Source organism: Streptomyces sp. GMY02, assembly GCF_019056675.1.
Classification (GTDB): Bacteria; Actinomycetota; Actinomycetes; order Streptomycetales; family Streptomycetaceae; genus Streptomyces; species Streptomyces odonnellii.
Genome location: NZ_CP077658.1, coordinates 3,252,583 through 3,264,878 on the forward strand (window position 1 = coordinate 3,252,583; position 12,296 = coordinate 3,264,878).

The 12,296-nt window shown below is 72.3% G+C and carries 7 protein-coding genes; 1 reads left to right on the forward strand and 6 read right to left on the reverse strand.

Annotated elements, in window-relative coordinates:
* Positions 1 to 165: 165 nt before the first annotated feature.
* Positions 166 to 1,749, reverse strand: a complete 1,584-nt coding sequence (gene guaA, locus KQY30_RS13580) for a glutamine-hydrolyzing GMP synthase (RefSeq protein WP_217307056.1) — start codon at positions 1,747 to 1,749, stop codon at positions 166 to 168.
* Between the two features lie 436 nt (positions 1,750 to 2,185).
* On the opposite strand from guaA, the gene KQY30_RS13585 reads away from it, so the two are divergent.
* On the forward strand, positions 2,186 to 2,548 hold the full coding sequence (locus KQY30_RS13585) for a chorismate mutase (protein ID WP_367997478.1): 363 nt from the start codon (positions 2,186 to 2,188) through the stop codon (positions 2,546 to 2,548).
* Positions 2,549 to 3,041: 493 nt separating this feature from the next.
* Here KQY30_RS13585 and KQY30_RS13590 read toward each other — a convergent pair whose 3' ends face one another.
* The 5 genes from KQY30_RS13590 to KQY30_RS13610 form a co-directional block, all read right to left on the reverse strand.
* Positions 3,042 to 4,838, reverse strand: coding sequence for a GMC family oxidoreductase (locus tag KQY30_RS13590; RefSeq protein ID WP_217311038.1), 1,797 nt, complete (start codon positions 4,836 to 4,838; stop codon positions 3,042 to 3,044).
* A 179-nt stretch (positions 4,839 to 5,017) separates the two neighbouring features.
* Positions 5,018 to 6,718, reverse strand: coding sequence for a succinic semialdehyde dehydrogenase (locus KQY30_RS13595; protein WP_217307058.1), 1,701 nt, complete (start codon positions 6,716 to 6,718; stop codon positions 5,018 to 5,020).
* A gap of 83 nt (positions 6,719 to 6,801) precedes the next feature.
* On the reverse strand, positions 6,802 to 8,487 hold the full coding sequence (locus KQY30_RS13600) for a serine/threonine-protein kinase (protein ID WP_217307059.1): 1,686 nt from the start codon (positions 8,485 to 8,487) through the stop codon (positions 6,802 to 6,804).
* Between the two features lie 99 nt (positions 8,488 to 8,586).
* Positions 8,587 to 10,251 (reverse strand): serine/threonine-protein kinase, encoded by a 1,665-nt coding sequence (locus KQY30_RS13605; protein WP_217311039.1) that lies wholly within the window; start codon positions 10,249 to 10,251, stop codon positions 8,587 to 8,589.
* 232 nt (positions 10,252 to 10,483) lie between these two features.
* Complete coding sequence (locus KQY30_RS13610) at positions 10,484 to 12,181, reverse strand: serine/threonine-protein kinase (protein WP_302185364.1); 1,698 nt, start codon at positions 12,179 to 12,181, stop codon at positions 10,484 to 10,486.
* Positions 12,182 to 12,296 lie beyond the last annotated feature (115 nt).

The following is a 12,296-nucleotide window of genomic DNA, read 5'->3' on the forward strand; positions in this document are numbered from 1 at the left end:
CCCCGGCGCCACCGGCACCGGCTCAACCGGCACCAGTCAACCGGCTCAACCAGCTCAACCGGCTCAACCGACGCTCGGCTCAAGCGGCCCGGCCACCCCGGCGGCCCCGCCGCTCCAGGACCCGGCAACCGGCCCCGGCCTCCGGCCGTCATTCCCCGCCCGGGGTCACTCCCACTCGATCGTGCCCGGTGGCTTGCTCGTCACATCGAGGACCACACGGTTGACGTCGGCCACCTCGTTGGTGATCCGGGTCGAGATCCGGGCCAGCACCTCGTACGGCATCCGCGTCCAGTCCGCCGTCATCGCGTCCTCGGACGAGACGGGCCGCAGCACGATCGGGTGGCCGTAGGTCCGTCCGTCGCCCTGGACGCCGACGGACCGTACATCCGCGAGCAGGACCACCGGGCACTGCCAGATGTCCCGGTCGAGACCGGCGGCGGTCAGCTCCTCGCGGGCGATCGCGTCCGCCTCGCGCAGCAGGTCCAGCCGCTCGCGTGTGACCTCGCCGACGATCCGGATCCCGAGGCCGGGCCCCGGGAAGGGCTGGCGGTGGACGATCTCGTCCGGCAGCCCCAGCTCCTGGCCGACCATCCTGACCTCGTCCTTGAACAGCTTGCGCAGCGGTTCGACGAGCTGGAACTCGATGTCGTCGGGGAGCCCGCCGACATTGTGGTGGGACTTGATGTTGGCGGTGCCGGTGCCGCCGCCGGACTCGACGACATCCGGGTAGAGCGTGCCCTGCACCAGGAACGCCACGTCCTCGCCCTCGGCGCCCGCCTCGGCCACGATCTCGGCCTGGGCCTGCTCGAAGACCCGGATGAACTCACGGCCGATGATCTTGCGCTTCTGCTCGGGGTCGGAGACCCCGGCGAGCGCGGTGAGGAAGCGCTCCTGCGCGTCGACGACCTTGAGCTGGACGCCCGTGGCGGCGACGAAGTCCTTCTCGACCTGCTCGGTCTCGCCCTTGCGCATCAGCCCGTGGTCGACATACACACAGGTGAGCTGGGAGCCGATGGCCCGCTGGACCAGCGCGGCGGCCACGGCCGAGTCCACACCGCCCGACAGACCGCAGATGGCGCGCTTGGTGCCGACCCGCTCCCTGACCAGGGCGATCTGTTCGTCCAGCACATTGGCGGTGGTCCAGGTCGGCTCGATGCCCGCGCCCCGGTAGAGGAAGTGCTCCAGGACCTGCTGGCCATGGGTGGAGTGCATGACCTCGGGGTGGTGCTGGACTCCGTACAGCCGCTTCTCGTCGTTCTCGAAGGCCGCCACGGGCACGACATCCGTGGACGCGGTGACGGTGAAGCCCGCGGGCGCGGCGGAACAGGCGTCGCCGTGCGACATCCAGACCGCCTGCTCGGCCGGGGTGCCCTCGAAGAGGGTGGAGCCGGTCTTGGAGACATGCAGCGGGGTACGGCCGTACTCACGCGCCCCGGTGTTGTCGACGGTGCCGCCGAGCGCGGTCGCCATGAGCTGGAAGCCGTAGCACATGCCGAAGACCGGGACACCGGCCTCGAAGAGCGCGCGGTCCACGCTGGGGGCGTTCTCCGCGTACACGGAGGACGGGCCGCCGGAGAGGATGATCGCCTTCGGGTTTCTCGCCAGCATCTCGGCCACGGGCATCGTGGACGGGACGATCTCGCTGTAGACCCGGGCCTCCCGGACGCGACGGGCGATGAGCTGGGCGTACTGCGCACCGAAGTCGACGACGAGGACGACATCGGGGGCGGCGGGGGGCGCTGCTGGCACGGGACGGCCTTCCGGCGGTGAACACGAGCGGGAGTGATTGTCTCGATTCTACCGGGGAGGGCCGATGCCCTCGGTCCACCGGATGCTCCGGGCCCAACAGGGAGGGTTGTTACGGCGAGGGGCCGCTGGTATGGAGAGGGGCCGCGTATGTCCCGCCGGCGGTACGTCTCACCATCCGAACCCCCGTGCTCCGCGCGACGGCGCCCGGTCCATACTGGGCTCATGCGCGAGCAGCTCACCTTCGTCTTTACCTATGGCACCGGCCCGTCCGGCTGCCATGGTCGTGCTGCTTGAGCTGACAAGCGACCTCCCAGGCGCCCCGGGCCGACAAGGCCCGGGGCGCCTGTCGCGTTCGGGCCGGTAGGACCCGTGGGGCGCAGACTCCCCCGACAAGGACCTCACGATGCAGACCAGCCCCACCCCCGACCCGTCCGCCGTGCCTGCCACCGGTGCCACCTCCGACCCGGCCGCCACGCCTGACCCGGCCGCCGCACCTGTCACTGGCACCGCTCCCGCCACGACGGCCGCGGACACCACCGGTGCGCGTACGGACGAGGCCGCCGCGGTGATCGGCGGCGCGCGGGAACGTATCGACGCGCTGGACGACCGGATCATCGGTCTCGTCCAGGAACGGGTGGCGGTCTCGGCCGTCGTCCAGGACGCCCGGATCCGCTCCGGGGGCCGCCGGGTCAGCCTCTCCCGCGAGATGGAGATCCTCAGCCGCTACCGGGACGCCCTCGGCAAGCCGGGCACGGCACTGGCGATGACCCTGCTGGAGCTGAGCCGGGGCCGCATCTGAGTTCGGGCCCGCTCTCACCCGTACGGCGCGTGACCGGGTCCGGAGGGGCTTCGTTGGACCAGGCGTCCGTGCCACCCAGGGGCGGGCTCGCAGAGAAGAGAGCACCACGCGTGGCTCCGCCGGGGCGTGCGACGTACCGCAGATACGTCGTGGGACCTCGTCCCGGCGCCAGTGACCGGCAGGCAGGGGACAGCAGCCCGGTCACCCAACGGCGGTCGGATCCGGGGACGCCCGGGCCCGGCCGCCCCGGTCCTCCGTCCCCTCCTCACCCCGCCCCCTCACCGTTCCGTGACGCGGCGCCTTTGTGACGCAGGCCACTTAAAGATTTCGTGAAGTCGCCTGCAACCATCTCCCCGTGCCGCGGGTCTTGTTTGCGTGAAGACCGGCCCCACCAGTGACATCCGTATCTGGAGGATCTGGAGGGCCTCACGACGGCGCTGCACTCGGAGGGGGGTGCAGCGCCTCTGTGTGTCTCCCGTCCGAACGCCCCGGCTCAGGCGCCCCGCTCCCCCGGCTTCTTCGGCGGCACCGCCGGTATCCCCAGGAACGGCAGTCTCAGCGCGCCGAACGCCTCCGCCGGAACCGCCAACGCCTCCGCCGGAACCGCCGGCGACCTCGGTGCCACCGGCCCGGTCCGTACATACGCCGCGCCCTGCTCCGGCCGGGGGTCCGGCTCGCCCTTGTTCGGCCAGAGGGCCATCGCGCGCTCGGCCTGAGCGGTGATCGTCAGCGACGGATTGACGCCGAGGTTCGCCGAGACCGCCGAGCCGTCGACGACCGAGATCCCGGGGTGTCCGTACAGCCGGTGGTACGGATCGATCACGCCGTCCGCCGCCGTTGCCCCGATCACGCAGCCGCCCAGGAAGTGCGCGGTCAGCGGGGTGCCCATCAGCTCGCCCACATTGCTGCCCGCGAAGCCGTTGATCTCCTCGGCGAGGAGCGTCGCGGCCCGGGTCGCCTCCGGTATCTGCTTCGGGTTGGGCGCGCCGTGCCCCTGGCGCGCGGTGAGCAGCCCCTTGCCCGGGCCGCGCGGCCTGCGGTGCGTCGTCAGCGAGTTGTCCAGCGACTGCATCACCAGACCGATGATGGTCCGCTCCGACCAGCGGCGGTTGGAGAGCGAACGGAGAAGCTGTACGGGATGCCTGGCCGCGTTAGCGAGCCAGGCCCGTATCCGCCGTTCGCTCAGCGGCACTTGGAGGATGGACAGCGCGCCCATCGCGTTCGAGCCCCTGCCGTAGCGGACCGGCTCGATATGCGTCGAGGAGTCGGGGTGGACCGAGGAGGTGATGGCGACGCCCCGGGTGAAGTCGGCCCTGGCGGCGGCGCCGTACCGCCTGCGGTAGCGCCGGTCGTCGGTCTGCGCGCCCACCAGGGCCTCGGAGTTGGTACGGGTCAGCTCACCGAGCCTCGCCGGGATCCGCGGCAGCAGCCCCCGGTCGCGCATGGTGTGCAGCAGGGTCTGCGTACCGTACGTACCGGCCGCGAGCACCACATGGCGGGCGCGCAGGACGGCCGGGCGCCGCTGCCCGCGGCCCCAGGGGCGGGAGTTGGTGGGGACGGTGGTGACGCGGTGGCCGCCGGCCGGGTCCTCCTCCACGGCGATCACCGAGGTCATCGGGTGGATGACCGCTCCGGCGCGCTCGGCGAGATGGAGGTAGTTCTCGGTGAGGGTGTTCTTCGCGCCGTGCCGGCAGCCCGTCATGCACTCGCCGCACTCGGTGCAGGCGCGGCGAGCGGGTCCGGCACCGCCGAAGTACGGATCGCCGACGGACGTGCCCGGCCGGGCCTTCGACGTTCCGTCGGCGTCCTCGCCGTCCCCGAAGAACACCCCGACCGGCGCCGGGTGGAAGCTGTCGCCGGCGCCCATCGCCTCCGCCGCCGCCCTGAGATGGACGTCGGAGGGGGTCGTGGTCGGGTTGAGCCGTACGCCGAGCATCCGGCGCGCCTGGTCGTAGTACGGCCTCAACTCCCGCTGCCAGTCGGTGATGCCGGCCCACTGGGGGTCCTCGAAGAACGCGGCGGGCGGGACGTACAGGGTGTTGGCGTAGTTGAGCGAGCCGCCGCCGACCCCGGCGCCCGCCAGCACCATCACATGCCCGAGCAGATGGACGCGCTGGATGCCGTAGAGGCCGAGGGCCGGGGCCCAGAGGTAGTTCCTGATGTCCCAGGAGTTCTTGGGGAGGGTCTCGGGGGTGAAGCGGCGGCCGGCTTCCAGGACACCGACGCGATAGCCCTTCTCGGTCAGCCGCAGCGCGGAGACCGAGCCGCCGAAGCCGGAGCCGACGACGATCACGTCGTAGTCGAAACCGCGGGCATCGTCGGAGTCGAAGGCGTCGGAGTCGCGGGCATCGTCGGGGTCGGAGGCGTCGGAGTCGCGGGCATCGTCGGGGTCGGAGGCGTCGTCGAAGCCGTCTCCGTCCCGGGCGTCGTCCTGTGCCACTGGCGCGTTCTCGCTCTCCTCGTCGGGAACTACCGCAGCCTCAGGGCCTTCATCGCCCGCAGACCACGGCTCATCAGGGCCGCGTACTTCTCGTCGTCCATCCCGAAGGACGGCGCCATGGGCAGGAGCCGCTGCTGCGCGACGGTCTGGGCCTCGGTGTACTTGAGGATGCCCTCGGCGCCGTGCCGCCGCCCCAGCCCGGAGTCCTTCATGCCGCCCATCGGCGACCGCGCGCTGCCGTACGCCGCCGCGTACCCCTCGTTGATATTGACCGTGCCCGCCCGCAGCCGGGCCGCCACCGCGCGGCCACGGGCGGCGTCCCTGGTCCAGACGCTGGCGTTGAGGCCGTACGGTGTGGCGTTGGCGAGGCGGATCGCCTCGTCCTCGTCGCTGAACCGGTAGACGGACACGACCGGCCCGAAGGTCTCCTCCGTACACACCGCCATCGGCGCCTCGACGCCTTCGAGGACGGTCGGCTCGTAGAAGTACGGTCCGATGTCGGGGCGGGCGGTGCCGCCCGCGAGGACCGTGGCGCCCTTGGCGACGGCCTCGTCCACATGACGTACGACCGTGGCGAGCTGGCGTTCGCCCGCGAGGGAGCCCATGTCGGCGCCGTACGCCAGGGAGTTGCCGAGCCGCATCGCCTTCGTACGGGCGGCGAACCGCGCCAGGAAGACATCGGCCACCGACTCATGGACGTACAACCGCTCGATGGATATGCACAGTTGCCCGGCAGAGGAGAAACAGGCGCGTACCGCGCCCGCCGCCGCCTTCTCCACCTCGGCGTCCCCGAGGACCAGCATGGCGTTCTTGCCGCCCAGTTCGAGCGAGACGCCGACGAGCCGGTCCGCCGCGCCCTTCGCGACCTCGCGGCCGGTACGGGTCGAGCCGGTGAAGGACACGTAGTCGGCGTGCCTGACGATCTCGGGGCCGATCACCGGGCCCTCGCCGAGGACCACATGGAGGACCTCGGGCGGCAGCCCCGCCTCGATCAGCAGGTCACGGCCCCAGAGCGCGGTGAGGGCGGTCTGGGTGTCGGGCTTCAGCACCACGGCGTTGCCGGCGGCCAGCGCGGGCAGGGCGTCGCTGACGGACAGCTCGAACGGGTAGTTCCAGGGCGAGATCTGACCGACGACCCCGCGCGGCTGGCGCAGCTCGGTGACCTTGGTGAGGGCGGGTACCGCGCCCATGTGGCGCTTCGGCCGCAGATACGAGGGGGCCGAGCGCCCGTAGTGGCGGGCGGCGACGGCGACGCCCTGGAGTTCTTCGTGGGCGTGCGACCGGGCCTTGCCGGTTTCGAGCTGGATCAGATCGAGGATCTCGGCCTGGCGGGCCAGGACGAGATCGTGGAAGCGGAGCAGGACGGCGGCCCGCTGCCGTACGGGGACGGCGGCCCAGCCGGGCTGGGCGGTACGGGCCCGCTCGAAGGCGGCGGCGACGTCCTCGGGGGTGGACTCGGGCAGGTCGGCCAGCTTCTGCCCGGTGAAGGGGGCGTGGCCGGCGGTACGCCCGGAGCCGGTGACACCGTGGGTGAGCCGGGCGACCACCTCGGGGGTGACCACATCGGCCGCGGTGCGCGCTCCGGCCGGGGCGGCGGCCACCGGGTTGGTGCCGAGGGTGCCGGGGGCGGGGCCGGTGCCGGAGGTGCCCGGGCTGCCAGGGGTGTCAGGGGTGCCCTTCGGGTCAGGGGCGCTGCCGGAGTGGGCGGCGGGAGCCTGCGAGTCCGTCATGGGGCCGAGGGTAGGCCGCGTGCCGGACTTTGGGTACCCGTCGGTAACACCTTTTCACCGGCCCCTGAGCGGCCGGGCGGTGCCTATCCCTGCTCGGCCTGCCCCTGCTCGATGTCGAGGTGCTCGACCACATTTCCGTACAGTTCCTCGCCGTCCGTCACGGCCGCGCCCTCCGCCGGCATCGCGACCCGCAGCCGCAGATGGACATTGTTCTCCTCGGGGATGACGAGTTCGTGCCAGCGGTAGCGGATCGGGTCGTCGTCCGAATCGCCGTATGCCGTGTAGTCGACGACCGTCTCGAAGCCCGGCCGGCCCTGGTGCTCGACGTTCTTGGTGGTGACCTCGGCGTCCTTGATCTCCGTACCGTTGTCGCCGCCGCGCTCGTAGTGCGACTTCCAGACGTCCGCCTCCGGCGCCAGGATGTCGTCCGTGTTGTCCGCAGTTCGCTGGACCCGTTCCAGATAGATGTAGAACACGCCGCTGGGGTCGCGGTAGGTGACGCCGGTGTCGCTGATGTCCTGGGTGCGCTTGTACTCGTCGGGGACGCCGACCTTCGCGCCGAGGATCTCGTTCTCCGGGCGGATGCCCCAGCCCTCGGGCAGTTCGGCGCCCGCGAACGGCCTGGCGAAGATCAGGAACAGGGCCAGCGCCACCGCGAGCACCCCGCCACCGAATCCGTACCGCGCCGCGCGGCTCCCGTACAGCACGAGCGGCACCCAGGCGGCGGCGCCGGTCGGCCTGCCCGCGCCGGGGCCCCCGGACAGCAGGGTCGCGGCCGGCACGGGGTGCGGCGGCCGGGCCACCGAGTCCAGGACGGCCCGTATCTCCGCCGGGTCCGGCCGCGCCGCCGGATCCTTGCGCAGCAACTGCATCACCAGCGTGCCGAACGGCCCGGACCCGCGGGCGGGCATCTGCGGTTCCGCGGAGAGTACGGCCTGAAGCGTGGCGGGGACGTTGGAGCGGCGGTACGGGGACATGCCCTCCACCGCCGCGTACAGCACCACGCCCAGCGACCACAGGTCCGACTCGGGCCCCGGCCGCTGGCCCAGCACACGTTCGGGCGCGATGAACTCGGGCGAGCCGACGAACGAACCGGTCTCGGTCAGCCCCTGCTCGCCCTCGGTCTGGGCGATGCCGAAATCGCTCAGCACGACCCGGCCGCCGCGGCCCAGCAGGACGTTGTCCGGCTTGACGTCGCGGTGCAGCACGCCCTGTTCATGGGCGGCGGTGAGGCCGTCCAGTACGTCGATTCCGATACGGGCGGCCTCGCGCGGGTCGAGGGTGCCCTCCTGGAGCCGGTCGGCGAGCGACTGGCCGCGCACCAGCTCCATCACGATCCACGGCTTGTCGTCCTCGATCACCACATCGTGCATGGTGACGACGGCGGGGTGGTCGATCCGGGCGGCGGAGCGGGCCTCGCGCTGCATCCGCAGATAGACCCGGTCCCGGTCCCGGTCGCTCAAGTGGTCCGGAACGCGTGGCTCCTTGACCGCCACGTCCCGGTCCACGACCTCGTCGTGCGCGCGCCAGACCGTACCCATGCCGCCGTGCCCGAGGCGGGAGACCAGCCGGTAACGGCCGCCGAGCAGCCGCCCCACCGCCGGATCGGCCACGGTGTGCCCGGGGCCAGCGGTATGGCCGGGGCCCGCCGGGTGGCCGGGGCCTGCCGGGTGGCCGGGGCCCGCGCTCTGCGGCGGGATCCGCGGGGCGTTCGGCGGCTGGAGTTCGTAACTGGTCGGCTCGTTCGCCCGTCCCCCGTTGTTCGTCATGCCCACATCCTTACGAAGAGTGATCGCGGTCGCCACCGCGGAAGCGGAGCAGATGCAGAGCCGTGACAGTGCGCGTACTCGGTGCGGGGCGCACGGCGCTCAGCGCACCGGACTGGGCAGCGGCACACCCGCCGGCGGGGGTACGAAGGAGTCCAGGGCGGTGTCGAAATGGGCCCGCGCCATGTCGAGCCGGCCCAGCGGAGCCGACACCCACACGTCGTACAGCCGTCCGTCCTGGCCCCAGCAGAGGTCGAAGGTGTGGCGCTCGCCCTCCGCCCGCGAGAAACCGCTCCAGGTGAACTCCCAGAGCGCGGCCGGGAATCCATTGTGGGTGGTGGCCGTGACACTGCTGTCGTGGTAGCCGGGGTTGGTGTCCGGGCCGTCGGCGTCGGAGCGGCGCATGGCGGCGAGCGGTCCGCCGGGGACCGGGCCGCGGAAGCGGATGCCGATCCGGAACGCGCCGTCCGCCGACATGTAGAAGATCCGTTCGCCGTCGTGGGAGCGGGTGAAGCCGTCGGGGACGGCGAGGGTGAAGCCCATCGGGTCGTTGACGACGCGATATCCGACAGGAGCGGGCGGAGAGACGGGCGTCCGTACCGTGCCGACCGGCGGAGTGCTGCCGGGGGCCGGGACCGTACCGGCGCCGGAGGCGGTCGTACGGCCGGGGCGCCCGTCCGTACGGTCCACCTGCCCGCCGCCCTCCCTGAGCAGCAGGACCGATACGGCGCCGCCGGCCAGCGCGGCGACCACCGCCCAGGCGACGAGGGCGGTACGGCGGCGGACGCGCGGGGCGTCGGAAACGGCGGGGGCGAAGGTGTCGGCCGGGCGGCGGGGCTCCGGGCCGGGGTGCGCCTTCCGGGACTTCTGGGGCTTCTGGGATCGCCGGGACTTCTGATGCCAGCGGAGCTGCTGATGTTGCTGTGGCTGCGGGGACTGCGGAGACTGCGGAGACTGCGGTTCGGAGTCCGGGTGCGTGGCGGTGGCGAGGTACGCGCGCAGCAGCCGTTCCGCCTCCGCCGCGTCCATCCTGCTCGCCGGATCCCGGTCCAGCAGCCCCCGTACGACGGGCAGCAGCGGCCCGGCGGCCCCGGGCGGCCGGATCTCGGCCTCCACCACCGCGTGCAGCACCCCGGCCAAGGAGTCGCGGTGGAAGGGCGATTCGCCGCTCAGCGTCGCGCACAGCAGCGCGCCGAGCGACCAGAGGTCGGAGGCCGGTCCCGCGACATCGCCGTCCAGTACCCGCTCGGGCGCGGTGTATTCGGGCGAGCCCACGAACGAACCCGGATCGGTGATCGTGGTGGCGCCCACCAGACGCGCGATCCCGAAGTCGGTCAGCACGACCCGCCCGGTGCCCTCCTCCAGCAGCACATTGGCGGGTTTGAGATCGCGGTGCAGCACCCCGAGACCGTGCGCGGCGCGCAGCGCGCCCAGCAGCGCGAGCCCGATCCGCGCCGCCTCGGCCGGACCGACGGGACCCCGCGCCGAGAGCCGGTCGGCGAGGGAACCGCCCTCGACCAGTTCCATGACGATGTACGGGCGGCCGTCCTCCTCCACGACGACGTCATGGACGACGACCACATGCGGATGTTTGACCCGGGCGACGGCACGAGCCTCGCGCAGGGTCGCGGCCCCTTCGCCGTCGTGCGCGGCATGGAGTTCCTTGACGGCCACACGCCGGCCCAGGAGTTCGTCGTCGGCGCGCCATACGACACCCATGCCGCCGCGGCCGAGCCTGCTGCCCAGCCGGTAGCGCCCGGCGATCAGACGGGGGACATGGTCCGAGGCCTGGTGACCGGGCGGCCGATCGACCCGCTGCCCGATCCACTGACCGCTCTGCCGATCGGGCTGCCGATCGCGCTGCCGACCGGGCTGCTGACTGGATGAAACCTGGTGACTGTCCGGGGACTGACTGCCGTCCATGGGATCGTCGGGATTGTCTACGGGCTGACCGCTGTCCGCGGGCTGCCGGTCGTCGGGCAATACCGTCCCCTTCCGCTCACTGGGCGGAATCGCCGTCCGGCGGCTGCCAGCTCCGCAGCACGGCGTCGAACTGCTTCCGCGTCGTGGCCCAGTCTTCCTCAGGACTGGACATATAGATCGCATACTCGGTGCTGTTGTCGTCCGAGTAGTAGATCTGGTCGATCGCGTGGCGCGGGCCAGGGTGCCCCTGCCCCTCCGCCTCGGTCCAGGTGAACTCCCAGAGCGCGGCGTTCGTCTGGTCGCGGAAGGTGTCCGGAGCGAGTTTGATCCGGGTGTACTCCGGCAGCGACTGAAGCGTCTTCTCCATGTTCTGCATGTGCAGATACGGGTTCTCGAAGTCGGGCGGGCTGATGCTGATCCGGATGAGATGGCGGCCGTTGTCCGGGGTGAAGTCGATCTGGTCGCCCTCCATCTGGCGCTCCCAGCCGGGCGGGACACTGAGACTGAAGCCCTCGGGGGCGTCGACACGTACCCAGCCGTCGGTTATGGAGCCGTCGGCCGTGCCCTCCGAGGTGCCGCCGTCCGGGGTCCCGCCCTGACCCGTACCGCCGCTCTGACCCGTACCGCCGTCCGCCGTCTGTCCGTTCGAGGTGCCCCCCTCCCGCGCGCCGTCCGTGCCGTCGTCGTTCCCGCCGAACTTCAGTGCGGCGAAACCGGCGCCGCCGCCGAGGACCGCCGCGGCGACCACGGCCACGACGGCCGTACGCCAGCGACGACGACGGGCGGGACGGACCCGGACGGTGCTCCCCGGCCCCGGAGCGCTGACGGGTGCCGGGGCGGATGCCGCGGCGGGTACCGGTGCGGGTATCTGTGCTGGTATCTGTGCGGACGGGGGCAGTTGCGCGGTGGCCGAGCCCCGCTCCCCGTACGGCACGGCCTGGGTCGGTACGTACGCCTGCGCCTCGTCGGGCCGCCGCCCCTCCAGCACCGCGCGCAGCATCCGCTCGGTCTCGGTCACCCCGGGCCGCGCCGCCGGGTCCTTGCACAGCAGCGCGGTGATCACCGGCGCCAGCGGGCCCGACTGGGCGGGGTGCGGCGGTTCCTCCGCGACCACGGCCTGCATGGTGGAGAGCGGCGAGGTACGGCGGAACGGCGAGGTGCCCTCCACCGCCGAGTAGAGCGTCGCGCCCAGTGACCACAGATCGGAGGCGGGGCCGGGGTCGGCGCCCCGTACCCGCTCGGGCGCCAGATAGTCGATGGAACCGACGAGTTCACCGGTTCTGGTGATCGTCGTATCGCCCTCTATCGCGGCGATGCCGAAGTCCGTGAGCAGCACCCGGCCGTCGCGCGCGAGCAGGACATTGCCCGGCTTCACATCGCGGTGCAGCACCCCGGCGGCGTGGGCGGCCCGCAGGGCGCCGAGCACCTCGATCCCGATCCTGGCGGCCTCGCGGTAGTGGACCGGGCCGGTCCGCTTCGCGGTGTCGGCGAGCGAGGGGCCGTCGACGTACTGCATGACGATCCACGGGCGGCCGTCGTGGTCCAGGACATCGTGGACCGTGACCACTCCGGGGTGGGTGATCCGGGCCGCGGCCCGCGCCTCCTTCTGGGTGCGCTGGTGCAGTACGGCGCGGTCGGCCTCGGAGACATAACGTCCCGCGGTCAACTCCTTGACGGCGACGGTCCGGTGCAGGACCTCGTCGTGTGCGCGCCAGACCTTGCCCATGCCGCCGGCGCCGATGGACTCGGCGAGGCGGTAACGCCCTGCGAGCACCAGCCCGGCGCCGTTGCCCGTACCCGGTCCCGGGCCTCCGTCCGTTCCGGCCCCCGAGCCCGCCCTTGGGTCGGCCCCCGGCCCTGAGCCCGCGGTTGTGCCCGCGCCCGCGCCC